The sequence below is a fragment of the Diaminobutyricimonas aerilata genome (assembly GCF_002797715.1).
GTDB lineage: Bacteria > Actinomycetota > Actinomycetes > Actinomycetales > Microbacteriaceae > Diaminobutyricimonas > Diaminobutyricimonas aerilata.
Window position 1 is genome coordinate 2146331 of sequence record NZ_PGFF01000001.1, and the last position, 24816, is coordinate 2171146.

General features: G+C 71.6%; 25 protein-coding genes and 1 riboswitch. Of the genes, 6 read left to right on the forward strand and 19 right to left on the reverse strand.

The genetic code is table 11. The features are described from left to right. The 12 genes from CLV46_RS10375 to thyX form a co-directional block, all read right to left on the reverse strand. Positions 1 to 2721: an FtsK/SpoIIIE family DNA translocase gene (locus CLV46_RS10375; protein WP_100364698.1), complete on the reverse strand. Its 2721-nt coding sequence runs from the start codon at positions 2719 to 2721 to the stop codon at positions 1 to 3. A gap of 55 nt (positions 2722 to 2776) precedes the next feature. Next, the gene (locus CLV46_RS10380) at positions 2777 to 4075 is read right to left on the reverse strand and encodes an ABC transporter permease (protein WP_100364699.1); all 1299 of its coding nucleotides are present in this window, start codon (positions 4073 to 4075) and stop codon (positions 2777 to 2779) included. Further along, the gene (locus tag CLV46_RS10385) at positions 4072 to 4779 is read right to left on the reverse strand and encodes an ABC transporter ATP-binding protein (protein WP_100364700.1); all 708 of its coding nucleotides are present in this window, start codon (positions 4777 to 4779) and stop codon (positions 4072 to 4074) included. The genes CLV46_RS10380 and CLV46_RS10385 overlap by 4 nt, the downstream gene beginning before the upstream one ends. A 4-nt stretch (positions 4780 to 4783) precedes the next feature. Further along, the gene (locus tag CLV46_RS10390) at positions 4784 to 5782 is read right to left on the reverse strand and encodes an efflux RND transporter periplasmic adaptor subunit (protein WP_100364701.1); all 999 of its coding nucleotides are present in this window, start codon (positions 5780 to 5782) and stop codon (positions 4784 to 4786) included. 207 nt (positions 5783 to 5989) lie between these two features. After that, positions 5990 to 7666 (reverse strand): ribonuclease J, encoded by a 1677-nt coding sequence (locus CLV46_RS10395; RefSeq protein ID WP_100364702.1) that lies wholly within the window; start codon positions 7664 to 7666, stop codon positions 5990 to 5992. A gap of 45 nt (positions 7667 to 7711) precedes the next feature. Continuing rightward, the gene (gene dapA / locus CLV46_RS10400; protein WP_100364703.1) at positions 7712 to 8689 is read right to left on the reverse strand and encodes a 4-hydroxy-tetrahydrodipicolinate synthase; all 978 of its coding nucleotides are present in this window, start codon (positions 8687 to 8689) and stop codon (positions 7712 to 7714) included. Positions 8690 to 8919: 230 nt separating this feature from the next. Then, positions 8920 to 9789 carry a type IV toxin-antitoxin system AbiEi family antitoxin domain-containing protein gene (locus tag CLV46_RS10405; protein WP_100364704.1) on the reverse strand — a complete coding sequence of 290 codons (870 nt, stop codon included), beginning with the start codon at positions 9787 to 9789 and terminating at the stop codon, positions 8920 to 8922. A gap of 272 nt (positions 9790 to 10061) precedes the next feature. Continuing rightward, on the reverse strand, positions 10062 to 10712 hold the full coding sequence (locus tag CLV46_RS10410) for an energy-coupling factor transporter transmembrane component T family protein (protein ID WP_100364705.1): 651 nt from the start codon (positions 10710 to 10712) through the stop codon (positions 10062 to 10064). Beyond that, positions 10709 to 12145: an ABC transporter ATP-binding protein gene (locus CLV46_RS17065; protein WP_100364706.1), complete on the reverse strand. Its 1437-nt coding sequence runs from the start codon at positions 12143 to 12145 to the stop codon at positions 10709 to 10711. The genes CLV46_RS10410 and CLV46_RS17065 overlap by 4 nt, the downstream gene beginning before the upstream one ends. Beyond that, positions 12142 to 12738 carry an ECF transporter S component gene (locus CLV46_RS10420; RefSeq protein ID WP_100364707.1) on the reverse strand — a complete coding sequence of 199 codons (597 nt, stop codon included), beginning with the start codon at positions 12736 to 12738 and terminating at the stop codon, positions 12142 to 12144. Before CLV46_RS10420 ends, CLV46_RS17065 begins: the two co-directional genes overlap by 4 nt. Next, the gene (locus CLV46_RS10425; RefSeq protein ID WP_100364708.1) at positions 12735 to 13346 is read right to left on the reverse strand and encodes a YkoF family thiamine/hydroxymethylpyrimidine-binding protein; all 612 of its coding nucleotides are present in this window, start codon (positions 13344 to 13346) and stop codon (positions 12735 to 12737) included. Before CLV46_RS10425 ends, CLV46_RS10420 begins: the two co-directional genes overlap by 4 nt. Positions 13347 to 13394: 48 nt before the next feature. Further along, positions 13395 to 13503: riboswitch (TPP riboswitch) on the reverse strand. Positions 13504 to 13580: 77 nt separating this feature from the next. After that, positions 13581 to 14279: an FAD-dependent thymidylate synthase gene (thyX, locus tag CLV46_RS10430; protein WP_425430425.1), complete on the reverse strand. Its 699-nt coding sequence runs from the start codon at positions 14277 to 14279 to the stop codon at positions 13581 to 13583. 188 nt (positions 14280 to 14467) lie between these two features. Here thyX and CLV46_RS10435 point away from each other — a divergent pair, with 188 nt between their 5' ends. After that, positions 14468 to 14893: an OsmC family peroxiredoxin gene (locus CLV46_RS10435; protein ID WP_100364710.1), complete on the forward strand. Its 426-nt coding sequence runs from the start codon at positions 14468 to 14470 to the stop codon at positions 14891 to 14893. After that, a complete protein-coding gene (locus CLV46_RS10440; protein WP_245866725.1) occupies positions 14893 to 15819 on the forward strand; it encodes a TIGR01777 family oxidoreductase in 927 nt (308 codons plus the stop codon). The genes CLV46_RS10435 and CLV46_RS10440 overlap by 1 nt, the downstream gene beginning before the upstream one ends. A gap of 25 nt (positions 15820 to 15844) precedes the next feature. Here CLV46_RS10440 and CLV46_RS10445 read toward each other — a convergent pair whose 3' ends face one another. Together CLV46_RS10445 and dapB are read right to left on the reverse strand one after the other, a co-directional pair. Next, on the reverse strand, positions 15845 to 16282 hold the full coding sequence (locus tag CLV46_RS10445) for a hypothetical protein (protein ID WP_100364711.1): 438 nt from the start codon (positions 16280 to 16282) through the stop codon (positions 15845 to 15847). Continuing rightward, positions 16279 to 17013 (reverse strand): 4-hydroxy-tetrahydrodipicolinate reductase, encoded by a 735-nt coding sequence (gene dapB / locus CLV46_RS10450; RefSeq protein ID WP_245866728.1) that lies wholly within the window; start codon positions 17011 to 17013, stop codon positions 16279 to 16281. Before dapB ends, CLV46_RS10445 begins: the two co-directional genes overlap by 4 nt. A 33-nt stretch (positions 17014 to 17046) precedes the next feature. Here dapB and CLV46_RS10455 point away from each other — a divergent pair, with 33 nt between their 5' ends. Beyond that, complete coding sequence (locus tag CLV46_RS10455; protein WP_100366009.1) at positions 17047 to 17535, forward strand: GNAT family N-acetyltransferase; 489 nt, start codon at positions 17047 to 17049, stop codon at positions 17533 to 17535. A gap of 18 nt (positions 17536 to 17553) precedes the next feature. Here the strand turns inward: CLV46_RS10455 and CLV46_RS10460 are convergent, their stop codons facing one another. Beyond that, a complete protein-coding gene (locus CLV46_RS10460; protein WP_100364713.1) occupies positions 17554 to 18156 on the reverse strand; it encodes a histidine phosphatase family protein in 603 nt (200 codons plus the stop codon). A 14-nt stretch (positions 18157 to 18170) separates the two neighbouring features. Beyond that, positions 18171 to 19526 carry a M16 family metallopeptidase gene (locus tag CLV46_RS10465; protein WP_100366010.1) on the reverse strand — a complete coding sequence of 452 codons (1356 nt, stop codon included), beginning with the start codon at positions 19524 to 19526 and terminating at the stop codon, positions 18171 to 18173. A 400-nt stretch (positions 19527 to 19926) separates the two neighbouring features. Between CLV46_RS10465 and CLV46_RS10470 the strand changes: the two genes are divergently transcribed. Continuing rightward, positions 19927 to 20520 carry a TetR/AcrR family transcriptional regulator gene (locus CLV46_RS10470; protein WP_100364714.1) on the forward strand — a complete coding sequence of 198 codons (594 nt, stop codon included), beginning with the start codon at positions 19927 to 19929 and terminating at the stop codon, positions 20518 to 20520. A 31-nt stretch (positions 20521 to 20551) separates the two neighbouring features. Here CLV46_RS10470 and CLV46_RS10475 read toward each other — a convergent pair whose 3' ends face one another. After that, positions 20552 to 21541 (reverse strand): aldo/keto reductase, encoded by a 990-nt coding sequence (locus tag CLV46_RS10475; RefSeq protein ID WP_211282178.1) that lies wholly within the window; start codon positions 21539 to 21541, stop codon positions 20552 to 20554. Between the two features lie 134 nt (positions 21542 to 21675). On the opposite strand from CLV46_RS10475, the gene CLV46_RS10480 reads away from it, so the two are divergent. Together CLV46_RS10480 and CLV46_RS16700 are read left to right on the forward strand one after the other, a co-directional pair. Beyond that, positions 21676 to 22251, forward strand: a complete 576-nt coding sequence (locus CLV46_RS10480; RefSeq protein WP_425430409.1) for a YbhB/YbcL family Raf kinase inhibitor-like protein — start codon at positions 21676 to 21678, stop codon at positions 22249 to 22251. Then, a complete protein-coding gene (locus tag CLV46_RS16700) occupies positions 22251 to 22583 on the forward strand; it encodes a hypothetical protein (RefSeq protein ID WP_157802296.1) in 333 nt (110 codons plus the stop codon). Before CLV46_RS10480 ends, CLV46_RS16700 begins: the two co-directional genes overlap by 1 nt. 3 nt (positions 22584 to 22586) lie before the next feature. Here the strand turns inward: CLV46_RS16700 and CLV46_RS10485 are convergent, their stop codons facing one another. Then, entirely contained in the window at positions 22587 to 23531 is a 945-nt protein-coding gene (locus CLV46_RS10485) for an aldo/keto reductase (protein ID WP_100364715.1), read from the reverse strand. A 107-nt stretch (positions 23532 to 23638) separates the two neighbouring features. Then, positions 23639 to 24754: an ROK family transcriptional regulator gene (locus tag CLV46_RS10490; RefSeq protein ID WP_245866731.1), complete on the reverse strand. Its 1116-nt coding sequence runs from the start codon at positions 24752 to 24754 to the stop codon at positions 23639 to 23641. Positions 24755 to 24816 lie beyond the last annotated feature (62 nt).

A 24816-nucleotide genomic window follows, 5' to 3' on the forward strand; every position in this document is an offset into this window, starting at 1 on the left:
TCACTCCCTGCCGGTCAGTCCCCAGGCGTCCTCGTCCGAGGGGCCATCGACCTCAGGATACCCGTTCGTCATCTCCGCGACGGGATCGCCCGAGAGTCGGTCCCCGCCGCCGCCGGGACGCGGCGCCGGCGCGGCTCCCCCGGTCGGATCGGGGTCCTCGCCGCGCAGACGGGCGAGCACGCCGGGCAGCTGCTCCGGGGTGACGAGCACGTCACGCGCCTTCGAGCCCTCGCTCGGTCCGACGATCTCGCGGGACTCGAGCAGGTCCATGAGGCGGCCGGCCTTCGCGAACCCGACGCGCAGCTTGCGCTGCAGCATCGAGGTCGAGCCGAACTGGGTGCTGACGACGAGCTCGGCGGCGGCGAGGAGCAGCTCGAGGTCGTCGCCGATGTCGGCGTCGATCTGCTTCTTCTCGGCCTGCACCGCGACGTCGTGGCGGTACTCCGGCCGCGCCTGCTCCGTGACGTGCTTCACGACCGCCGCGATCTCGGCCTCGGTCACCCACGCGCCCTGAGTGCGGATGGCCTTCGACGCCCCCATCGGCAGGAACAGTCCGTCGCCCTGCCCGATGAGCTTCTCCGCCCCCGGCTGATCGAGGATGACGCGGGAGTCGGTCATGCTCGAGACGGCGAAGGCGAGTCGGGAGGGCACGTTGGCCTTGATGAGCCCGGTCACGACGTCGACCGAGGGCCGCTGCGTCGCGAGCACGAGGTGGATGCCGGATGCCCGCGCGAGCTGCGTGATGCGCACGATCGAGTCCTCGACGTCGCGAGGGGCGACCATCATCAGGTCGGCGAGCTCGTCGACGACGACGAGCAGGTACGGGTAGGGACTCAGCACGCGCTCGGAGCCCGCGGGCAGCTGGATCTCGTCGGCGAGCACGGCCCGGTTGAAGTCGTCGATGTGACGGAAGCCGAACGACGCGAGGTCGTCGTACCGCATGTCCATCTCCTTCACGACCCACTGCAGCGCCTCGGCCGCCTTCTTCGGGTTCGTGATGATGGGGGTGATCAGGTGCGGCACGCCCTGGTAGGCAGCGAGCTCGACGCGCTTCGGGTCGATGAGCACCATGCGCACGTCCTGCGGCTTCGCCCGCATGAGCACGGAAGTGATCATCGAGTTGATGAAGCTCGACTTGCCGGAGCCGGTGGAGCCGGCGACGAGCAGGTGGGGCATCTTCGCGAGGTTCGCGACGACGAATCCGCCCTCGACGTCCTTGCCGAGCCCGATGGTCATCGGGTGGGTGCTCTTGATCGCGGCGTTCGAACGCAGCACGTCGCCGAGCGACACGATCTCGCGGTCCTTGTTCGGGATCTCGACACCGATCGCGCTCTTGCCCGGGATGGGCGAGAGGATCTGCACCTCGTTGCTCGCGACGGCGTAGGAGAGGTTCTTGCTGAGCGCCGTGACCCGCTCGACCTTGACGCCCTGGCCGAGCTCGATCTCGTAGCGGGTGACGCTCGGACCCCGACTGAAACCGGTCACGCGCGCGTCGACCCCGAACTGGTCGAGCACGTTCGTGATCGCCGCGACCACCTCGTCGTTGACGGCCGAGCGCGACTTGGGGGGGGTGCCGGGAGCGAGGATGGCGGCCGACGGGAGCCGGTACGGCGGCAGGGCCCGACCGGGAGCCGGCGCCGGGGCGTGCTCGTCGAAGTCGCCCGCCGCTCCCCGCTCGCTCGCGGCCTCGTGGAAACCGGGCAGCAGGCCGGGTCCGTCGTCGCGCAGGCCGGTCGCCGCCTGGTCGACCTCGCCCGTGAACCGCTGCACCGCATCCTCGGCGCGGGTGAGCTCCTCGAGCAGTTCCGTGCCGAAGCGCGGCTCCTCGACGGGAGCGGCGACGACCTCGGTGGGCTGCTCGCGACCGATGACGGGCGTGTCGAACGCGGGGTCGCCCTCGCGGGGCGTCTTGCTGCGTCGCCACCAGGGCAGCGCGGCCGGATCGGAGTCGGCGTTGAGGTCGTCGATCGTGCCGAACTCCGAGGTATCGACCTTCTTCTTGGGCTCCGCGGCCTCGGCGGGCAGCTCGGCGCCGAACAGGTAGGCGTAGAGCTCCCGCAGCCGCTGCGGCACCCGGTTCGGCGGGGTCTTGGTCAGGATGAACACGCTCAGCACGAGCAGCAGCGAGACCACAGGGTAGGCGAGGTAGACGGTGCCGACCGCGACGAGCGGTGCCGCGACGACCCAGCCGACCATGCCGCCGGCGCGGGCGAGCACCTCCATGCCGTCGGCCGGTCCGGGCTGACCGCCCGCGAGGTGGCAGAGCCCGCTCACGCTCACGAGCAGCACGACGAGTCCGATGCCGAGGCGTCCGTTGTCGTGCACGCTCGAGGGGTGCCGGAACAGCCACGCGGCGAAGATCACCATGATCACGGGGAGGGCGTAGGCCACCCGTCCGAGCAGTCCGCCGAACGTGTACGAGTCGAGCGCGATCGCGACCGGGTCGTTCGGGTTGAACCACTCGACGACGACTCCGGCCACGGCGAGGAGCACGAGCAGGAAGGGCACGCCGTCGCGCCGTTCCTCCTTCGCGAGGGACTCCTTGCCGAACAGACGGAAGGCGCCGCCGACCACGTGGGCGAGACCCAGGTACGCCTGCGCGAGCAGCCCGGGACCCTCCGGCTTGGGTACCGGTTTGGCTGCCGGCAGGCGCTTGGTCGTGGCTTGCGTGCGCGACGACGCAGCGCGCGAGCGCGACGGGGTCTTGCTGCTAGCCGGCATGGGCCCTACCGTACCCGCCGGTACCGTCGCGGCCCGGGCATCCGCCCCCGCGTGTTCAGTAGCGGATCGCGTCGATGACCTTGACGCGCACGGCCACGAGGGCGGGCAGCAGTCCGGCGAGCGCACCGACGACCGTGGCCGCTCCGAGACCGATGAGCGCGGCGTCGACGGGGAACGGCGGCACATCCTGCAGCCCGGGGGCGACGAGACCCTGCACCCAGTCGCTGCGCACGATGAGCACCGCGGCCGCGACCCCGACCGCACCCGCCACGACGGTCGCGACGACGCTCTCCATCATGACGGCGAAGAACACCCGCCCGGCCGTCGCGCCGAAACTGCGCCGGATGCCGATCTCCCGGATGCGCTGGCGCACCGTGACGAGGGAGATGTTGACGAGCCCGAGCGCTCCGAGCAGCAGGATCAGCACCGCGACCCCGGTGAGCCCGATGCGGATCGGTTCGAGCGGGTCGCCGCTGCCCCAGGCGAGGTAGTCCTGGCGGTTGATGTCGATCTGCCAGCCCTCCCCCATGCTGCCGGTGATGTCGCGGCGCACCAGCTCGGTGAGGGCGTCGGCGTTCTCCGGCGGGATCCACGCCTCCACCTGGGGCGGACCGAAGCCGAAGGCCGGGTCGAGCGCGCCGAGGGCGTCGTTCGCCTCGGTGAGGATGAACCCGCGCGGATAGTCGTCGAACGGGCCGGACGGCACGACCCCGGCGATGACCGCGGTCGTGTCCTGCTGGCCCTGCAGCACGACGGAGGGGTGCTGGGCGAGATCCGGCGAGCCGATCGACGCCATGAACGCCTCGTTGACCACGAGCAGCGGCGCGAGCCGGTCGGCGTCTTCGGGAGTGAACCACCGCCCGTCGGCGAGCTCGATGCGGTGCATCTCGCCGTAGGGCGCGTCCACCACCTGGAACTCGACCTGCTGCACACCCCCGGGCAGCTGCACGCCGCGTGTCGCCCACCCGGAACGGGTCCAGTAGCCGATGCCGTAGCGGTCCATCACCTCGCCGACCACGGTCATGAACTCGTCGGTCTGAGCGGTGCGACCGTTCGCCGGGTCGTACGGGGCGCCGATGTACAGGGTGGCCGGTCGCCCGGAACCCCGTTCGAGCTGCTCGATCTGCGCCTGCTGGGCGACACCGCCGATGCCGACCACGCTCGTCAGAGCGCACACCGCGATCGCGACGCCGATGAGACTCAGCAGCACGCGGGTGCGGTGGATGCGCAGTTCGCTCCACGCCTCGAGCAGCGACCCGACGAAGCCGGTGCCGAAGGAACGGCCGTCGCGGCGCGGCGTCCGCGCGGGAGCCGGAGCCTCCGTCGGAGCGGGCGTCGGGGACTCGAGGGTCATGCCGTCACCCCGACCCCGCCGGAGACCGCCTGGGTGAGCACGCCGCCGTCGAGACGGTAGTGCCGTCGGGCGAGCGCGGCCACGTTCGCGTCGTGGGTGATCGTGATGAGCGCCGCGCCGGATTGCTCGGCCACCTCGTCGAGCAGCGCCATGACGGTGCCGCCGGTCTCCACGTCGAGGGCGCCGGTCGGCTCGTCGGCGAGGATGAGCCGCGGTCCGCGCACGAGCGCGCGGGCGATCGCGACGCGTTGCTGCTCGCCGCCGGAGAGCCGGTCGGGGGTGGACTGCAGGCGGTGCCCGAGCCCGACGCGTTCGAGCATCGCCGTCGCGATGCTCTCGCGGCGCCAGAACTGCCGACCCCGGGCGTACAGCAGCGGGGTCATCGCGTTCTCGAGCGCCGTGCGACCGGGCAGCAGGTTGAACTGCTGGAAGATGAAGCCGATGTCGCGACCTCGCGTGCGATCACGGCGTGCGCCCGACAACTGCTCGAGCGGCTGGTCCTCGAAGAAGATCCGGCCTGAGGTGGGGGTGTCGAGCAGTCCCAGCAGGTTGAGCAGGGTCGACTTGCCCGATCCCGACCTGCCGACGATGCTGACGTGGTCGCCGACCTCGACCTCGAGGTCCACTCCGCGCAGGATGTCGAGCCGGCCACCATCGGGCAGTTCGACCGACCGGGTCACCTGGTCGAGGGTGAGCAGCGCCATGCGCTCAGCCCGCCACGACGAAGCCGCCGGGCATGCCCTCCTCGGGCGATGGTGCGGGCGCCCCGGGCACGAACTGCAGCACCGTCTCGCCCTCGGCGAGTCCCTCGGTGACCTGCACCATGGTGCCGTCGTTGAGACCCAGCTTCACGGGACGCAGTTCGGTGGACCCGTCCTCGAGTCGCAGATGCACGTTGCCGGTCTCGGCGCCGCCCTCGACCGCGGTGGTGGGGATGACGATGACGTTCTCGGCGATGCCGGCCGGGATGGTGACCTCCGCCGTCAATCCGGCGAACACGCGCACGTCGGCCGGCACGGCGCAGCGCACCGACGTGCCCGACGATCCCTCCGTCGGCATCCCCTCCGGTGTGGTGCCCGGATCCGCCGCCGCACCACCGGTCGAGATGGTGAGGTTCGTGCAGGTGAACGGGGCGGGACCGCCGGTGATCGTCACCTGCGCCTCCGTCGGCTGGGTGAGCAGGCGGTACTGCTCCTGCGGCGTCAACGACGCCGTGACGTTGAAGCTCGGCGGTGCGATCTTCGCCGCCGCCTCACCGACCGACACGGTCTGACCCTTGATGACGGAGAGCTCGGTGATCGTGCCCGAGACGGGGGCGGTGACCTTCTCGGTCTTCACCTTCGGCGAGCCCATCGTGCCGTCACCGAGGATCTCGCCGGGCGTCTCGGAGCGGATGGTGAACAACACCGCGCCGGCATCGACGTGCTGCCCGGCCGCGACCGGAAGTTCGCGCACCTCGCCGGCGAGGGTCGCCTTCACGGTGGCCGGGGCATCCGCGTTCACGGTGCCGTCGAGCACGACGTCGTTCTTGATGGTGCCGAGAGCCGCGGCGACGGTCGGCTCCTCGATCTGCCCCGTCGGCACGGCCCCCGACTGCTCGGGCGAGGTCGCCCCGTCGAGGAACGCGATCTTGACCAGCGCCACGGCGATCGCCGCGAAGATCACCAGCCGGAGGATCGGGAACACCCATTTGCGCGTGACACCCACGGCGCCTCCTGTCGCTGCTGCGACCGGGCGGAGGGGACGACGCCGGCCGAGGAAGATTGGCGCGGGACGACCGGAACCCGCCGTCCACTCCCTCTTTGGACGGCGGCGATCGCCCCGCTGCGCACCACGATAGTGGCCGCGAAATTCCCTCGGCATCCGTCTGAGGGACGATTTGCGATCGCCCTCGACGAGGTATCGGACCCGGTGCTACGCCTCGATGACGACGGGCACGATCATGGGCCGACGACGGTGCTGTGTGTTGACCCAGCGACCCACCGTGCGCCGCACCACCTGGCTGTAGGCGTGCTGGTCGCGGGTGCCGTTGGCGGCCGCCTCGCCGAGCGCCTTGATGATCTGCGGCTTGACGGCGTCGAACACCGACTCGTCCTCGGCGAACCCGCGGGACTGGATCTCCGGACCGACGATCGGGCGTCCGGTCTGCATGTCGACCGCGATGAAGATCGAGATGAAGCCCTCCTCAGCGAGGATGCGCCGGTCCTTGAGGTCCGCATCCGTGATCTCGCCCACACTCGAGCCGTCGACATACACATGGCCCAGGTCGAGCTGACCGGCGACACGGGCGACGCCGTCACGCAGGTCGAGCACCATGCCGTCCTCACCCACGAAGGTGTTCTCGGCCGGCACACCGGTCTCGATCGCGAGCGCCGCATTGGCGGTGAGGTGCCGGTACTCGCCGTGCACGGGCAGCACGTTGCGCGGCTTGAGGATGTTGTAGCAGTAGAGCAGCTCCCCCGCCGCGGCGTGACCGGATACGTGCACCTTCGCGTTCGCCTTGTGCACGACGCGCGCGCCGAGCTTGGTGAGGCCGTTGATGACCCGGTACACGGCGTTCTCGTTGCCGGGGATGAGGCTCGAGGCGAGGATGATCGTGTCGCCCTCGCCGATCTCGATCTGGTGCTCGAGGTTCGCCATCCGCGCGAGCACCGCCATCGGTTCGCCCTGCGAACCCGTGCTCATGTAGACGATGCGGTCATCCGGCAGGTCGGCGGCCTTCTTGGCGTCGATGAGCACGCCCTCGGGCACCCGGAGGAAGCCGAGCTGCTCCGCGATGGTCATGTTGCGCACCATCGAGCGCCCCATCAGCGCGACCCGACGACCGTTCGCGACCGCCGCATCCAGCACCTGCTGCACGCGGTGCACGTGGCTCGAGAAGCTCGCCACGATCACCCGCCGGGGTGCCTTCGCGATGACGGACTCGAGCACCGGTCCGATGTCGCGCTCGAGCGGGGTGAAGCCGGGGACGTCGGCGTTCGTCGAATCCGGGAGGAAGAGGTCGACGCCCTGCTCGCCCAAACGCGCGAACGCGCGGAGGTCGGTGATGCGGTCATCCAGCGGCAACTGGTCCATCTTGAAGTCGCCGGTGTGCAGCACGGTGCCCGCGGTCGTGCGGATCGCGACGGCGAGGGCATCCGGGATCGAGTGGTTCACCGCGACGAACTCGAGCTCGAACGGTCCGAGGTTCTCGTGCTGTCCCTCGCGCACCGTCAGCGTGTACGGCGTGATGCGGTGCTCCTTGAGCTTCGCCTCGACGAGCGCGAGGGTGAGCGTGGAGCCGATGAGCGGGATGTCCTGCTTGAGCTTGAGCAGGTATGGGACCGCGCCGATGTGGTCTTCGTGACCGTGGGTGAGCACGACGCCGACGATGTCGTCGAGCCGGCTGCGGATCGGAGCGAAGTCCGGCAGGATCAGGTCGACGCCGGGCTGGTGCTCCTCGGGGAAGAGCACACCCGCGTCGACGATGAGGATCTTGCCGTCGATCTCGAAGATCGTCATGTTGCGGCCGATCTCGCCGAGACCGCCGAGCGGGATGACGCGGAGGGTGCCCGGCTCGAGCGGGGCGGGGGCGAATACTGGTGTGGCCATGGGGTCCTAGCTGGGGATGGATCGGAGGGGCCGTGAGCCCCCGGTCTAACGAGTGGTGCCCGCGACCTTCGGCAGGGCGCCGCCTGCGGCGGCGTTGCGGTCGGGACGGAAGTTGCGGAAGTCGACGCCGGGCACGTCGCGCACGAGGGCGATCTCGTCCTCGATGAGGGCTGCCTCGTGCTCCTCCGGTCCGACGAGCGGCAGCCGCACGCGCGGGGAGCCGATGCGGCCGAGGCCGTGGAGGATGTACTTGGTCGCCACGGTACCGGGCACGTGCGTCATGGTTGCGCGCACGAGCGGTTCGAGCTTGCGGTGCGCATCCGTCGCCGTGTGCAGATCGCCCGCGTTCACCGCGTCGATCATGGTGCGGTACGGGCGCGGCGCGATGTTCGCGGTCACGCCGATGAGTCCGGTGCCGCCGATCGCGAGGGTCGGCAGCGCGTTCGCGTCGTCGCCGGCGAAGTACATGAGCTCCGTCTGGTTGAGCACGCGGCTCACCTCGCTCAGGTCGCCCTTCGCATCCTTCACCGCGAGGATGTTCGGGTGCTTCGCGGCGCGCAAGATCGTCTCGTACCGGATCGGCACCCCGGTGCGGCCGGGGATGTCGTAGAGGATGACCGGCAGATCGGTCGCGTCGGCGACGAGGCGGAAGTGGGTGAGGATGCCCGCCTGCGTGGGCTTGTTGTAGTACGGGGTCACGACCATGACGCCGTCGGCGCCGGCCTTCTCGCTCGCCCGGTAGAGCTCGATGGCGTGCGCGGTCTCGTTCGACCCACCGCCGGTGATGATGCGTGCGCGGCCCGCGGCGACGTCTTTGCCGACCTCGACGAGGCGCACCTTCTCGGGGTCGGTGAGCGTGCTCGTCTCCCCCGTCGTGCCCGTCACGACGATGCCGTCGGCTCCCGCCGCGATGACGTCGTCGATGTGCTTCTCCACGCCGGGCCAGTCCACTTCGCCGTCGGCGGTGAAAGGCGTGACCAGGGCGACCAGCACCTGGCCGAACGGGTTCTCGGGGTTCGACACGTGCTCCAGGGTATCGGGCGACGGCGGGGCGGCGCTCGGTGGGGGTTCGTGGGCGGGGTCGGCCCGGGCCGCGGTGGGCCGCGGCCCGGCGTTCCCGTCGTGCTTCGTCCGTCAGGGGCGGCGTCCGTCCTGCTCCGTCCGTCCTGCTTCGCGGCACTGAGAGCGGATCCCGCGGGCGACACGCCGCGTGCGGCATCCGCCACGCCGACGCGGCGCGATCCGTTCCGCGCTCAGTGCCGCCACCGGTGCAGGCCCAGGTCGATGTAGCGCCGCACGGCGGCGACCACCGAGTCCGGATCGAAGAGGATCTGCGAGTAGTCGAAGCGGAGCGTCACGAACCCGAGCGCCGCGTTGTCGGCGTCGCGTCGCAGGTCGCACACGCGATCCCCCGCCTCGTGGTGGGTGCGGCTGTCGCACTCGAGAAGCAGCCGGTCGCCGACGAGGAGGTCGGAGCGCCGTCCCCTGCCGAGCGGGGGCTGCACGCTCACCGCGATGCCCGATCGCACGAGGAGGACGCGCACGATGCTCTCGCTGCCCGACTCCGAGCGCGGGTCGACGAGGTCGCAGAGCGCACGGTGCCGAGCCGGCAGTGACCGGGCGAAACCGTCGAGATCGAATGCCGAATCCAGCCGGAAGACCGAGTCGATGGTGGCGATCGCGTGCTCCGCCGGCTCCGTCGTGAGCACCTGACTGAGCACGGTCGGCAGCGGCGCGACACCGAACGACTCACGCCTCGGCAGCCGCTCGGCGGTCCAGCGCACACGCACCTGCCCCGGTGAAGGACCGAGAGGGGTTCGGAAGTCATCCGGGTTCCGCAGCTGAGTGCCGTGTCGGGCGACCTCGACCACGAGCTCATCCTCGGGCGCGGCCCACAGCCCAAGCGCCCGCGCCGCCGAGCGCCCCGCGAGGCGTCCGCCGACCCGCGCCGCTCGCACCACGGCCGGGTCCGCATCCGGCAGCGCGTAGATGCCCGCACGCACGCGGAGCAGCGCACCGGCCGCGCACAGCCGAGCGACGCGATGTGCGCCCACCCCGGCGCGGTCGAGCGTGCTGACATGGGCGAGTCCGTGTCGCCAGGACACGTCGGAGAGCGACGCCATGCGGCGAGGATCCCGCGGTCGGGCGCTGCGGTCGCCGCTGGATTATGCCGCTGAGGATGCCCGCGGGGGTCGACGTGGTGGGGAGGAACGGCAGCGAGCGCGGAACTTCCGGGGGACACGCCGTCGAGAGACGAGCGGCACGCGACGGCCGGCCCGGATGTCCGCTCTCGCTGCCGCTCGCGGGGCGACGGAAGTCCGCTCGGGCCGCCGGCTCCGCTCCCGCTGCCGCTCGGTGGCGGCGGAGGGACCGCCGGCACTCGCCCCGGCGCGGTTCAGCGGCGCCAGGTCGTGCGGGGCTCGAGTCCGAGTCCGCGGGCCTCGAGGGACTGCGAGACGCGGGCGGAGCGGCGGATGCACGACACCAGCAGCCCGAACGCCGCCGCGGGGAACGACCCACGCCGCGGCCGACCGCGCCGGTCGAGCGGTGCGCGCACGGCGTGCGCCGCCCGGATGGTCGCCCACTCGGCGGGGAGCTGCTGCAGCATCCGTTGGCCCGCGAGGATGGCGAACGTCACACGCGCCGGGAGCCGCAGGTCCAGGTGCAGGCTCGTCATGAGGGCGACGGGGTCGACCGCGCGCAGGAAGGCGACCGAGAGGGTGCCGAGCGTCAGCGTCCGGAAGGCGAGCGCGGCGCCGACGGCGAGGCCCTCCTCCGTGACGCGCAGAGGGCCCGCCGACACGAGCAGCTCCCCCGGCCGGCTCACGGCGTTCACCAGCAGGATGCCGACGGCGAACCCGAGGAACGCGAGCTGTGCCCGGCCGAGTTCGCGCAGCGTGAGCCGGGCGCCCACCGCGCACACGGCGAGCGCCGCCACGTGGACGCCCGCGGCGACCAGCGGGTCGAAGACGAACATGAGCGCCGCGGACACGACGAAGAGCCCGATGAGCACGGCGGACGGGTTGCACCTCGACAGCGGGCTCACGCGATCGCCGTCCTCATCCGGAAGTACTCCTCGGCCGGCCCGTCGTGCACGATGCGCCCGCCGCCCAGCTCGATCACGCGGCTCGCGTACGCCTCGACGAGCGCGAGGTCGTGACTGGAGAACATCACCGCCGCGGGCGACGGCCCGCGCGTCGTCTGCAGGAGCGCGTCCATGGTCGCGAGGGCGTCTCGGCGATCGAGCCCGAACGTCGGTTCGTCGGCCAGCAGCGTCGGCCGCCGATGCACGAGCATCGCGGCGAGGCTGAGCCGGCGCTTCTCCCCTCCCGACAGGCGGTGCGGCGACCGGTCGGCGACGTGCCGCAGCCGGTGTCGTTCGAGGGCCTCGTCGACGAGTGGGCTGTTCCGTGGGAGACCGTGGGCGATCTCGTCGCCCACGGTGTGCGCGACGAACTGGTGGCCCGGATCCTGGAACACCATCCCGGGCCGCGGGCCGGTGACCGAGCCCGAGAGGGGGCGGATGAGGCCCGCGAGCGTGCGCAGCAGCGTCGACTTGCCGCATCCGTTCGGTCCCAGCAGCGCGACGAGCTCGCCGGGGTGGAGCGCCAGGGACACTGCCCCCACGACCGGCGCCGGTCGTCCGTCGCGCCGTCGTCGCGGAACGGAGGGGTGCACCTCGAGCGCACCCACGACGAGCGCCGGTGCGTCCGCGACGCGGCCACCCCACCGCCGCGCGAGACGCGGAGCGTGCGGCAGCCAGCACCCCGCCTCGGTGAGCGCGGCGGAGTGCTCGGCGAGCACCCGCTCGGTCGGGCCGTCGGCGAGGATGCGGCCCGTCCCGGTGAGGGCGATCGTCCTCCCCGGCAGTTCGCCGAGCTCGTCGAGGCGATGCTCGACCATCACGACGGCGACGGATGCGGGCAGGTTGACGAGTGCGTCGCGCACGGTCGCGACTCCCGCGGGATCGAGCATCGACGTGGGCTCGTCGAGCACGAGCACCCGCGGCCGCGCGGCGAGCGCCGCCGCGAGGGCGACCCGCTGCGCCTCCCCGCCGCTCAGCGCATCCGTCGACCGGGTGCGCAGGTGGCGGCACCCGGCCGCGGTCAGCGCCTCGTCGATGCGTCCGTCGATCTCGGCCGGGTCGACGCCGTGGTTCTCGAGCACGAGGGCGATGTCCTGTTCCACCGTGGGCAGCACGACGGCGGCCGACGGATCCTGCGCCACGAATCCGAGGGTCCGGGTGCGGGCGACCACCGGGGCGTCTGCGACGCCGCCGACGACCACCGAACCGGCGAACTCCGCGTTGACGGAGAAGGGCACGGCCCCGGTGAGCGCGTTGAGCACGGTGGACTTGCCCGACCCGGACGGGCCGATCACGAGCACCCGCTCGCCCTCGGCCACCTCGAACGAGACCTCGCCCAGCACCTCCCGCCCTCCGAACCGCACGGTCACGCCGTGCAGGGAGGCGACGGTCACCCGCGCGCCGCCCGGCCGATCGCGAAGTCGTCGACGGCTCCCGTGCGGGCGAGACCGGCGACGATCACCTTGGCGAGGAGCCCGCCGAGCACGATGCCCGAGACGACCTGCAGGACGAGGCGCACCCAGAACAGGTCGGTGTCGTACCAGCCCGAGCGGAACGCGGAGAAGAAGAACACGAGCGCCGCCCCGAGCGCCCCGGAGAGGGCGTACCGCAGCCAGCCGAAGCGCCGGTAGCGACCGAGCGCGAACGGGATCTCGCTGCCGACCCCCTGCAGCGCCGCGGCGACGATGAGCATCGGCCCGACCGCGGAGCCGAGGAAGACGACCTCGATGACCGACGCGATCACCTCGGCCGCGACCCCGGCACCCGGTCGACGCACGATCGCGAGCGCGATCGGCGCGACGAGGAGCCAGCCGCCCAGCAGCACGTGCTGGGTGAGATCCCCGAGCGGTCCCGCGGCGACGGAGAGGGCGAGCCAGCCCTGCACGAGCGCCCAGTAGAGGAAGCCGAAGACCACGCCGAGCGTGACCAGCAGCACGATGTCCTTGAGGTCCCAACGCGCGCTCCCGCGCGTCCCGACGGCGCTCACGCGACGCTCGGGCTGTTGAGCGACACGGTGAGGTGGCTCGTCACGTGCGGCACGGTCCGCCCGACGAGCACCCAGCCCGCCGCGGCCGTCGCGATGACGTCGGCGAGGTCGCCGCGCAGATTGGTGACGAAGTGCTCCGACCCGGCGAAGGTGCCGAGCTCCTTCGCGTGATCGATCGCCGCGTAGATGTCGCGCATGTGGTCGGCGCTCGGCGCGTCCGAGAGCGGATACAGCGCCCACTGGGCGAGCGCGTCCCGACCGACGCGCTCGACCGACGGCACCTCGGAGGCGCGGGCGACGGTCGGGCTGCAGGCGACCTCGCCGGGGCAGCCCCTCGAGAACGTGATCGTCGCCGACACGTGCGCCCCGCTCGCGGCGGCACGACCGGTCAGGTCGACGAGGAACCGCACGATGCTCTGCTCGTCGCCGCCGACGAACGTACTCACCGGGTCGGTGGCGACGGTGAGTCCGGAGACGTCGGTCGCGCGCAGCGCTCCGAGGATGACGTCGACGTAGTCGTCGCGCATCACCGCGAGCGTGACGCGCGCGCCGACGCCGAACTCCTGCGGAGTGGGGGCCGCGACGGGCGCGGATGTGGTGGTTGTCATGCTTCGTGCCTTCCGTAGACGGATGCACGGGCGGGCGCGCGGATGCGCACTCCCGAAGAGAAGCCTCCCTGCGCTGGCATGATCCAGATCAGGTTCGACGGTCGAAGATTGGGGATCTTCCTCTCAGCCCGGCCTACCGGACTCCCGCGTTCGAGCACGACACTAGCGCACCGTCACGCGCCGCCGGGAACCGCCCGACGAAGGCGCGACGACCGCTGCGGGCACGCGCTGACGCTACGGGGCGACGCGACCGTTCTTCTCGAAGGCGGCGTGCGTGAGGGGCATCAGATCGGCCCAGAACGTCTCCATCTGCTCCGCGACGAGCTCGATCTCGCGCTGCGGGAAGGACGGGAAGTGCGAGTCCTCCCGCTTGGTGCGCAGGGAGAGGAAGTTCATGAGCGAGCGGGCGTTGACGGTGACGTACATCGACGAGTAGATCGACAGCGGCAGCACGGTACGGGCGACCTCGCGCGCGATGCCGGCTTCGAGCATCCGCTGATACGACTCGTAGGCGTGCGTGGCGACGGCCTTGCCCTCCTCCACGGCGAGCGCGGTCTGCTCGGGGGTGCCGTCGAGGAACTCGTACGCGCCGGCCTTGCCGACCTGCACGAGCTTGCGCTCGGGGCCGGGCACGTAGAACACCGGCTGCAGCTCGCGGTAGCGGCCCGACTCCTCGTTGTACGACGCGATGCGGTGGCGCATGAACTCGCGGAAGACGAAGATCGGAGCCTGCACGTAGAAGGTCATCGAGTTGTGCTCGAACGGCGACCCGTGACGGTCGCGCATGAGGTAGTTGATGAGACCGCGGTCGCGATCGGATGCCTCGACGCCGGTCTGCGCCGCATCCAGGGTCTTCTCGCCCTGCGTCGACACCCGCGCGGCGAACAGCACATCGGAGTCGTGGGCGCTCGACCGCACGAGCTCCACGGTCATGTCGGAACGGAACTGGATCTCGCGGGGCTCAGGCACGGCCACCACCCTAGCGACGGCCGCCGGCATCGCGGGTGCGACAAGCGGGCGCCCCGCACGCTCGCCGAGGGAGTGCCGGGTGACCGTGGATTCCCCCTGCCGACCGTCAGACTCGGGCGCTAGGTTGGGCAGCGGCGAGAAGGAGGCCGACGATGGCAGTCACAAGCGAAGCAACCACCCTCTGGTTCGGAGACCTGAAGAGCGGGAAGGGGACGACCTCCCTCGACTCCTCGGACGCCGCCGAGTTCGAGGTCACCTGGGCCGCCCGGTCCGAAGGGGTCGCGGGCAAGACGAACCCCGAGGAGCTCATCGGCGCCGCGCACTCCGCGTGCTATTCGATGGCGTTCTCGAACGCGCTGGCGGAAGCGGGGACCCCGCCGGAGAGCCTGCAGGTCACCGCCGCGGTCACGTTCGTGCCGGGTGAGGGGATCACCGGCAGCCACCTGCTCGTGAGCGCGAAGATCCCCGGCATCAGCGAGGAGGACTTCGCCCGCCTCGCCGAAGAGGCGAAGGCGAACTGCCCCGTCTCGCAGGCCCTCGCCGGCATCGACATCACCCTCGAAGCCAGCCTGGCCTAGTGACCTCCGCGCACGCGCCCGGGAGCGAGGGGCGCCTGCGCGTCCTGGTCTCCGGCGCCTCCGGCCTCATCGGCACCGAACTCGTGCGTCAGCTCCGCGGGGAGGGGCACGAGGTGGTCCGTCTCGTACGCCGCGCGCCGCGCAGCGTCGACGAGGTGACCTGGGCTCCCGAGTCGCGCACGATCGACGCGACGGCGCTCGACGGCGTGGACGCGGTCGTCAACCTGTCCGGCGCCTCGCTCGCGCGCCTGCCGTGGACGGCGAAGTACCGTCGGGAGCTGCTCGCGTCGCGTGTGCAGGCCACGACGACCCTCGCCGAGGCGATGAGCACGGCGGCCACTCCCCCGCGCGTGTTCGTCAGCGGCTCCGCCGTGGGCTTCTACGGCGACCGCAGCGACGAGAGCCTCACCGAGCAGTCGGCGAAGGGCGACGGCTTCCTCGCCGACCTCGTCGAGCGGTGGGAGGCGGCGGCGCACCGGGCCCCGGAGGGCACTCGCGTCGTGACGGCTCGCACGGGCATCGTGATCGGCAAGGGCGGCGTGTTGAGCCCGATCGTTCCGCTGACCACCGTCGGGCTCGGCTCCCGCTTCGGTTCGGGCCGCCAGCACTGGCCGTGGATCAGCCTCCACGACGAGGCGGCCGCGCTGCGCCACCTGCTCACCGCATCCGCCCTCGAAGGACCGGTGAACCTCGTCGGTCCCACCCCCGCCACGAGCGGACGGATCACCGAGTACGTGGCGCGTCGCCTGCACCGCTGGCACGCGTTCGTCGTGCCCGGCCCGCTCATCCGCTTCGCCCTGCGCGACGCCGGTCGGGAGCTGCTGCTCGCGGATCAGGAGGTCGTGCCCGAACGGCTGCTCGCCGACGGCTTCCGATTCCGTCACGAGCGGGTGGAGGACGCGCTCGACGACTTCGTCGGTCGGTGACCGCGGAACGGTCACCGGGCGCAGGTCAGCGCGCGCGGCTCACGCGGATGGCGCGACGCGTCGCCCAGCGGGCGCGCCGGCGATCGCCGGAGGCGTCGTAGGCGAGCGCGAGTCGGAACCACGCGGCCCAGTCGTCCGGAGCGGCCTCGACCTCCGCCTGGTACTTCGGGAACAGCGCGTCGGCGGCCTCGCGGTCCGGCCGCCCGCTCGGTGAGAGCGGCACCTCGTCCTGCGGCACCCGGCCCTCCCGCTCGAGGCGCGCCGCGAGCCCCTCCGCCCGGAACGCGAAGAGCAGTTCGGCCACGAGCGCCCAGAGCCCGATGACCGGCAGCACGAGCAACGCGGCCCCCATCACCTTGGCGATCGGCTGCGGGTCGAGCAGCAGCCGCAGCGCGTACTGCGCCACGAACACGAGGTACAGCAACAGCAGCGCCGCCATGAGCAGCGCCGGGATGCGTCTCATCGGGTGCCGAGGTCGATGAGCTGGTCGAGTCCGATGGTGACGCCGGTGCGCTCCACGACGGCGGCGAGGGCGAGCCGGATGCCCGCGGCGTAGGCGTCCTCGCCGAACGCCTCGTGATCGAGGGTGAGCCGCTCCCCGGTGCCGCCGAAGTACACCGTCTGCCGGGCGCTCACGCCGGCCATGCGCACGCTGTGCACCGGCACGCTCGAGACCTGCTGGCCCCGGGCCCGCTGGTCGACGTGGGGTGCCTCCACCGGTCCGAGTTCGGCACGCGCCGCGCCGATGAGCTCGGCGGTGCGCACCGCCGTGCCGGACGGCGAGTCGACCTTGCCGGCGTGGTGCGCTTCGACGATCTCGATGGAGTCGAAGAACCGCGCCGCCGTGGCGGCGAACGAGCTCGCGAGTACCGAGCCGATCGAGAAGTTGGGTACGAAGATGATGCCGAGTTCCGGGTCGGCGGTGACGCGGGCCTCGACCTTGGCGATGCGGTCGCGGGACCAGCCGCTCGTCCCCACGAGCACGCGCATCCGGGAGCTCAGCGCGAAGTCGACGACGGCGGGCGAGACGGCGGGCACGGTGAAGTCGACGAGCACGTCCGCGCCGGCGGCCTGCTCGAGGGCGTCGTGGGATCCGATCCGGGAGTGCAGCTCGAACCCGTCGAGCTCCTCGACGATCTCGCAGGTGAGGCGGCCCATCCGGCCGTGGGCTCCGACGACGGCAACGCTGGTCACCCGTCGACCCTACACGCGGCCTACGCTGGCTTCATGGCGACCTGGCGTGAGGCTGCAGTGACGGATGATGCGGCCCTGGCGCTGCTGACCGAGTACTTCTCGGCGCGCGCGCAGGAGTTCCCCGCCGACCTGGGCGAGTACCGCACCGTCTTCCCCGATCCGGCGCAGTTCGTTCCGCCGCGCGGGGTGTTCCTCATCGTCGAGGGTGACGACATCGCCGGGGAGGCGGCGGACATCGGGTGCGGCGGCATCCGGGAGCTGCCCGTCGACGGCGACGCGCGCCGGTTCGAGGTCAAGCACCTCTGGATCCAGCCGCATGCGCGCAAGCGCGGCCTGGGACGGGCGCTCCTGGCCGAGCTGGAGCGCCGGGCCCGCGAGTTCGGGGCGACCGAACTCGTGCTCGACACGAACGCGAGCCTCGAGGCCGCCGGCGCGCTCTACCGTTCGAGCGGCTACGCGGAGGTGCCGCCGTACAACGACAACCCGAACGCGACCCACTGGTTCCGCAAGCCGCTCGACTGATCCTTCAGGCGGGGCAGATCAGTAGGGCTGCTCGACCGACATCCCCGTGCGGAGCTCGACGGGCAGGTGCCCGAGGTCGTTGAAGGTGATGAGCACGGGCGGCTTGGAGGAGCGCACCCGGATGATCGTCAGGCCGCAGTTGGCCTGGTTGATGCCCATCCAGCGCCACCGCGCCGCCCCGAAGGTCTCGCGCACGAACCAGCCGATCACGAAGTTGTGCGTGATGAGCAGGTCGTGCCGGTCCTCCATCGCCGGCGTCATCCACTCGGCGACCGCGTCGGCCATCTGCGCTTCGCCGGCCTCGATCTGCTCCGGGGTGACCGAGCCGAAGAACGACTCGAACGCGTGCGGCATGTCCGCCGTCGGGCCCGACGGGATGCAGTCCATGAGCAGGGCGGAGGGCTGCGGCTCGATCGAGGGCATCCGCTCGGTCATGATGTTCGCCGTCTCCATGGCGCGTTCGAGCGGAGAGGTCCAGGCTCCGGTGAAGGGCACGCCGCTCAACCGGTCGGCGATCGCGTGCGCCTGACGACGGCCGCGCGGGCTCAGCGGCCCGTCGGGGACGCCGTACTCGGCGTCCTGTTGTTCGCCATGGCGGACGAGGTAGAGGTAGTGGGGCATGGGTCCGTTCCTGTTCAGGCCGCCGGGCGCGCGTCATCGAGCGCAGCGAACACCGAGTCGTCGACGGCACCGACGGCCGTCGCGGAGAGGGGGCGGGCGCGCAGCTCCCGCGCGAGCTCGCGCACGTCGTCACGGGTCACGGCGTCGAGTCGGCGCAGACCCTCGTCGAGATCCGTGTACTCGCCGAGGGTGAGTTCGCTGCGGCCGAGTCGCGACATGCGGGTGTCTGAGTCCTCGAGCGCGAGCGCCGAGGCCCCGGCGAGCTGGCCCCGCACGCGGCGGAGTTCGTCGGCTGTGATGCCGGAGTCGGCGAGCCGGTCGAACTCCTGCAGCAGGAGGGACGCGACCCGCGGGGCGTTGGCGGGTGAGCAGCCGGCGTAGAGGCCGAGTACCCCGGCGTCCGAGTAGCTCGGCGCGAACGAGTAGACGGAGTAGGCGAGGCCGTGCCGCTCGCGCACCTCCTGGAAGAGCCGGCTCGACATGCCCCCGCCGAGCACCGCGTTGAGCACCGTGAGCGCGGACCGGCGCGGATCCGCCGCCGCGAGACCGGGCACACCGATCAGCAGGTTGGTCTGCTCGAGCGGTCGTTCGATGAGCTCCACGCCGGTGGGGGCGCCGAACGACACCCTGCCCGGCGCGCGGCGCGGCACGGGAGGAGCAGCGACGCCGAGGTCCCACCCCGCCCGCTCGAGCGCCCGCGAGACGGCGGCGACGAGGAGGTCGTGGTCGACCGCCCCGGCGACGGTCACGACGAGGTCCTGCGGACGGTAGTTCGCCCGGTAGTGCCCCCAGACCGCATCCCGCGTGGCGGCACGGATGGCCGCGGCGTCTCCGCCGATGGGCCGGCCGAGCGGATGGTCGCCGAACACCGCCTGGAAGAACTTCTCGCCGGCGACGTCGGCCGGGTCGTCGTCGGCCATCGCGAGCTCTTCGAGGATGACGCCGCGTTCGGTCTCGAACGCGTCGGCGTCGATCGTGCTCGAGGTGAACATGTCGGCGAGCACGTCGATCGCCATCGGCACGTCACGGTCACGCACCTTGGCGTAGTAGCAGGTGTACTCCTTCGCCGTCATGGCGTTGTGCTCTCCGCCCACCTCGTCGAAGGCCACGGCGATGTCGAGCGCCGACCGGGTCGTCGTGCCCTTGAAGAGCAGGTGTTCGAGGAAGTGCGTCGAGCCGAAGGCGGGGGCGACCTCGTCACGCGAGCCGACGGCGACCCAGAAACCGAGCGTCGCACTGCGTGCGGCCGGGACCTGCTCGCTGAGCACCCGCACGCCGCTCGGCAGAACGGAGCGTCTCACGACCGCACCATCGGACGCGGTGAAGGAGAGGTCGGCGAGATCGAGCGGAAGGTCGACGGCGCCGGTGATCACCGGTCGAGCCTATGCCATGCGCCCGACCGCTCCGCGGCGTGATGCACAGCGTCCCGGTGGCATCGTTTGTACCCCGAATGCAGCGGCGTACCCCGAGATCACCGCGATATGTGGCGGAATGACCCCCGTACTGGGGTCGGCGGAAGTGCGGACAAACAGACGAGTCTGTCTGTCCGCAGTGGTAACCTATGGATCACGACGCTCCGCAAGAACCCGATCGAAACGGAGCGTCGGGCACGGGCACCCGAAGCCCGTGTCGACGTCTTCGACGGGTGCACCCGCAGGGTGCACGAAGGACTCGCGGATCCCCCCGTCCGCGATGGACCGGATCCCCCCATCCGGTCGCTCCACCGGCTGTGAGGACACCTAGCCCGAGCAAGCCCGAAGGAGCCACGCTGTGTCGGTCGTTTCCCCCCATCTGACTGCACAGCGTGCTCCCGGGCCGGGGGCCAAGGCCCGCATCCTCGAGACCGTGCTCGACCTCTTCTACGAGGAGGGGATCCGCTCCGTCGGCGTCGACCGCATCATCGCGCGCGCCGCGGTGACGAAGGCCACCTTCTACAAGCACTACGGATCCAAGGACAACCTGATCCTGCAGTACATCCGCGCACGCCACGAGGCCATGCGCGACCACCTCGACGGCCTGATCGCCTCGGCCGACGATCCCGCCGACGCCATCCGCCGCCTCGTGCGCGAGACGGCGGCCGAGATCGGCCGCACCGGGTTCCGCGGCTGCCCGTTCCTCAACGCCGCCGCGGAGTTCTCCGACCCCCGCCATCCGGTGCGCCAGGTCATCACCGCCCACCGCGACTGGCTGACCGATCGGCTCGCCGACCTCCTCGCGGAGACCGGACACCGCATGCCGGGCGACGGCGCCGACGATCTGATGCTCGCCCGCGACGGCGCCTTGAGCGGCGGCAACGCCGGCGATCCCGTCGCAGCCTCGGCCGCTCTCACGCGCGTCGCCGAGCGGGTGCTCGCCGCGCGCTGACGCCGCAGCCCTCGACGCGAGGCGACCGGACTCAGTCGCTCGCGCGGTCCAGTTCGACGACCTGTTGCCGAGTGAGTCGCAACTGGGCGGCCGCCATCAGCTCGTCGACCTGCTCCGGCTCGGTCGCGCTCGTCACCGGCGCCACCACGAGCGGCTTCGCGAGCAACCAGGCGATCGCGATCGTCGCGCAGCTCACGCCGTGCGCGGCGGCGATGCGGTCGAGGGCCGCGAGGATGCGCAACCCGCGCTTGTTCAGATGCGGGGCGATTCCCGCCGCGCGGGCGCTCCCGTCGAGGTCGTTGCGTGAGCGGTACTTGCCGGAGAGGAACCCACTCGCGAGAGCGAACCGGGGCATGACGCCGAGTTCCTGCGCCCGCGCGATGTGCGCGAGGCCCTTCTCGTACTCGCCGCGGTGCACGAGGTTGTAGTGGTTCTGCAACGCCACCATGGGGGCGACACCGAGCATGGCGCACGCGACGCGGGCCTCGATGAGCCGGTTGCCGGTGTGGTTGGAGGCCCCGAAGTAGCGCACGGCGCCACTGCGGATGAGCTGGTCGACCGCCATGAGCGTCTCTTCGAACGGCACCTGCTCGTCATCGACGTGCAGGTAGAGCAGGTCGATGCGGTCCGTGCGCAGCCGGCCCAGCGACGCGTGCACCGCATCGACGACAGCCCGCGACGAGAGTCCGGGATGATCGGCGCTCTTGCCGATCTTCGTCGCGATGACGAGGTCGTCGCGACGCCCGCGTCGACGCAGCCAGTTGCCGATCATGATCTCGCTGCGACCGCCTGCGTAGGAGTCGGCGGTGTCGATGAAGTTGCCGCCGAGGCCCGTGTAGCGGTCGAGCACCGCGTCGGTCGCCGTCGCATCCGCTGTCCAGCCGAAGACATTCCCGCCGATCGCGACGGGGTACACCTTGAGGTCGGACTGCCCGAGTCGGCGCAGCACCGGAGTCTGCAGGGGCGCGGTGGCCGGCAGGGTGGGAACCGGACGTTCAGCGACGATGTCCGTGTCGGTCATTCCGCCTCCCTTCCACACCGAGACGACGCGCGGCCGAGACCGTCGGGTGCGCGTGCTCGAAGACTACGACCGACCTGTGACTTTCGCGCGCACGACCCTCCCAATCGTTACCTTTCGTTCATAGACGGCGTACCGTGGCGCCCGCCCGCGACGAGGACCGATCCGCCGACGAGAGGACGACCGTGGTCAACCACCCCAATTGGCGCCTGCCCGAGGTGCCCGCTTTCGAGCTGACCAGCCCCGACTTCCGCGACGGCGGCATCCTGCCGATCTGGGCTCGCGCCGCCGACGCCGGCGGGGAGGACCGCTCCCCCACCCTGCACTGGACCGGAGCGCCACGGGAGACGCGGAGCTACGCACTGACGGTGTACGACCCCGACGCGCCCACCGGGAGCGGTTTCTGGCACTGGGCCGTGTACGACCTGCCCGCCGAGGTGGAGTCGCTCCCCGCGGGAGCGGGCGACCCGCAGAACGGGCGACTCCCCGCCGGGGCGGTCACCCTTCCGAACGAATACCGCCAGCCCCGGTTCACCGGTGCCGCCCCGCCCGCCGGACACGGCGAGCACCGTTACGTGTTCACCGTGAGCGCGCTCGACGTGCCGCACCTCGACGTGCCGGCCGACGCGACCCCCGCGGTGCTGGGCTTCCTCATGCGCGAGCACGTCCTCGCGCGCGCTCAGCTCACCGGCGTGCAGGAGACGCCTTCCTGATGCGCGAGCCCGACCCCACACGCGTGACGGATCAGGCGGCGCTCACCACCGCATCCGGACGCACCTGGCTCGTGGTGGGAGGCATCACCGCGGCGATCGCCGTCATCATGCTGATCGCACTGCGCGACCTGCGTCCGGCCGGCGCCGCGACGACCGGCCTCGTGGCCGTGGTGACGCTCTTCCTCGCGATGGTGGCCGTGCGCTACGGCGTGCCATCGGGGCGAGTGCGGCTCGCCCTGCTCGCGGCGCTCACGATCGCGATCTTCCTGGCATTCGCCGTCTGCGCGGGCACGATGGTCGTCGTCGAATCCACGGTGCCGCTGCCCGGTTGAGCGTCAGGCGGCCGAGACCTCGTCGAGCCGCCGCACGTCGTGGCGGGTGAGAGTGAGCCGCGCCGCGGGCAGCAGCGAGGCGAGCTGCTCGCCGTCGCGCGCGCGGACGATCGCGGCGGTGACGCCTGGCCTGCTGAGCACCCAGGCGAGCGCGACGGCCCCGGGGGTGGTGTCGTGCTGCTCGGCGATCTCATCGAGCACCGCGAGGATCCGGGTGCCCCGACGCCCGATGTGCTGCGCCGCGGCGGCGAACATGACCGATTCGGGAACGGTGTCCCGCGTGCGCATCACGCCGGTGAGGAAGCCGTTCGCGAGGGGCAGCCGGGCGAAGAACCCCATGCCGAGCTCGCGTGCTGCCGGCAGCACGTCGCCCTCCGCCGGCTCGCGTCGCATCAGGTTGTACTCGAGCAACGCCGTCTCGAAGCGGGGGTACGCGGCCGGCTCGGCGACCGACCGGAACTCCCGCAGTCGGGTGCCCGTGTAGTCGGAGGCGGAGAGGAAGCGCACCTTGCCGGCCCTGATGAGCCGATCGGCCGCCTCGAGGCTCTCGTCGGCCGGCGTCTCGGGGTGATCGCCGTCGAAGGAGAGGAAGTCGATGTAGTCGGTGCCGAGGCGCTCGAGGGAGGCTTCCGCGGCACGCACGAGGGCGCGGGCCGAGAGGCCGGGGTTGTCGGGGTGACGTCCGACCTTGGTGGCCACGAGCACGCGACTGCGATCGAGCAGGGAGCGCAGCCAGGTGCCGATCATGACCTCGCTGCGGCCACCGCTGTAGTGGTCGGCGGTGCTGACCAGCGTGCCTCCGGCATCGGTGAACTCGTTGAGCACCTCCGCGGTCGCTTCGACTCCCGCGGCCCAGCCGAACACGCTGCCATCGACACCGACGGGCATGGTGGTGAGTCCGGTGGATCCGATGGCCCGGCGAGGCAGCTGCTCCGCGGATGACGTCATGTCCACCACGTGCCCCCTCTGGCCTCACTTCCTCGACGACTGTCCTCTGTCACCCTAAACGACCCCCGCGATCGACCACGGGGCCTTGCGCCGGCCGTCGGGAGCGGCTATGCGGAGCCGACGACGAGGTGCTGGATGGCCGTGGCGGCCGCCCCACGCGACCAGCGGTCGAACCCGGGAGGGGAGATGCGCACGTCGACCGGCGCGGCATCCGGATGCCGGTATTCGGTCGTTCCGGCGGCGACGACCGGTCGCATCGCCTCGGCGAGCGCCACGCCCTCCCCCGCGAGCACGACCGTGTCGACGACGGCCAGGGAGGAGACGAGGCCGATGAGCCGTCCGAGACCCCGGGCCGGTGTCTCGAGCGCGGCGCGGGAGGCCTCATCGCCGCGCGCGGCGGCCTCCATGACGTCGTCGTAGCCGATGTCCACGCCGAGCGCGTCCCGCGCCCGTCGTTCGATGGCGCTCGACGACAGGAGGGTGCCCGCGCAGCCGCGGTGACCGTGGTCGCACGGGGGCTCGTCGGCATCGAGGGGCACGTGACCGGCGAGACCCACGCCCGCGTCCGGGCGGTCGACGACGCGATCGTCGATGACGAGGGCGTACCCGACGCCGACGCCGATCGTGATGACCGCGAGGTCGCGACGACCGCGGCCCTCCCCGAACCAGTGTTCCGCTCGGGCGAGTGCGACGACGTCGTTCTCGACCACCACGGGGACCCGCAGCCGCTCGCCGAGCAATCGCTGGAGCGGCACGTCGGTCCAGCCGAGGAACGGCGCCTTGCGCACGACGCCGTGACGGTCGACGCTGCCGCCGAGGCTCACACCGACCGCGTCGACGGGCCTGTCGCCGGATAGTTCGGACACGACACGGGCGATGGTGTCGACGGTCGCGGCGACACTGCGGCCGCCGAGCGGGCGGATGGCCTGCGCGCGCGGATCGGCGCGCAGGTCGGTGAGCACGCCCGAGACGTCGTCGCCCGAGACCTTGAGACCGACGACACGCGCGGTGTCCGCGCGGACCGCGAGCGGACGGGCGGGTCGGCCGTTGCCGGTGCCGGCACGGGACTCCTCGACGAGGAATCCCGAGGCGAGCAGCGGTTGCGCCAGCCGGGTGAGACTCGCGAGCGACAGTCCGAGGCGCCGGGCGAGTTCACCTCGCGAGAGCGGTCCGTGGACGAGCACCTCTCGGGCGAGTGCTCGCGACGAACCACCGGTGATCATGCGGTCCATTCTGACCTGCCTCTTGACTCCGCGTTCCTTCCGTCACAAAAATATCGGCATGC

Excerpts from the sequence above, each read along its gene's own strand:
- CLV46_RS10375 (WP_100364698.1), bottom strand. The coding sequence starts at position 2,721 with ATGCCGGCTAGCAGCAAGACCCCGTCGCGCTCGCGCGCTGCGTCGTCG.
- CLV46_RS10380 (WP_100364699.1), bottom strand. The coding sequence starts at position 4,075 with ATGACCCTCGAGTCCCCGACGCCCGCTCCGACGGAGGCTCCGGCTCCC.
- CLV46_RS10385 (WP_100364700.1), bottom strand. The coding sequence starts at position 4,779 with ATGGCGCTGCTCACCCTCGACCAGGTGACCCGGTCGGTCGAACTGCCC.
- CLV46_RS10395 (WP_100364702.1), bottom strand. The coding sequence starts at position 7,666 with ATGGCCACACCAGTATTCGCCCCCGCCCCGCTCGAGCCGGGCACCCTC.
- CLV46_RS10405 (WP_100364704.1), bottom strand. The coding sequence starts at position 9,789 with ATGGCGTCGCTCTCCGACGTGTCCTGGCGACACGGACTCGCCCATGTC.
- CLV46_RS10425 (WP_100364708.1), bottom strand. The coding sequence starts at position 13,346 with ATGACAACCACCACATCCGCGCCCGTCGCGGCCCCCACTCCGCAGGAG.
- thyX (WP_425430425.1), bottom strand. The coding sequence starts at position 14,279 with ATGACCGTGGAGCTCGTGCGGTCGAGCGCCCACGACTCCGATGTGCTG.
- CLV46_RS10435 (WP_100364710.1), top strand. The coding sequence starts at position 14,468 with ATGGCAGTCACAAGCGAAGCAACCACCCTCTGGTTCGGAGACCTGAAG.
- CLV46_RS10445 (WP_100364711.1), bottom strand. The coding sequence starts at position 16,282 with ATGAGACGCATCCCGGCGCTGCTCATGGCGGCGCTGCTGTTGCTGTAC.
- CLV46_RS10455 (WP_100366009.1), top strand. The coding sequence starts at position 17,047 with ATGGCGACCTGGCGTGAGGCTGCAGTGACGGATGATGCGGCCCTGGCG.
- CLV46_RS10460 (WP_100364713.1), bottom strand. The coding sequence starts at position 18,156 with ATGCCCCACTACCTCTACCTCGTCCGCCATGGCGAACAACAGGACGCC.
- CLV46_RS10475 (WP_211282178.1), bottom strand. The coding sequence starts at position 21,541 with ATGACCGACACGGACATCGTCGCTGAACGTCCGGTTCCCACCCTGCCG.
- CLV46_RS16700 (WP_157802296.1), top strand. The coding sequence starts at position 22,251 with ATGCGCGAGCCCGACCCCACACGCGTGACGGATCAGGCGGCGCTCACC.
- CLV46_RS10485 (WP_100364715.1), bottom strand. The coding sequence starts at position 23,531 with ATGACGTCATCCGCGGAGCAGCTGCCTCGCCGGGCCATCGGATCCACC.
- CLV46_RS10490 (WP_245866731.1), bottom strand. The coding sequence starts at position 24,754 with ATGATCACCGGTGGTTCGTCGCGAGCACTCGCCCGAGAGGTGCTCGTC.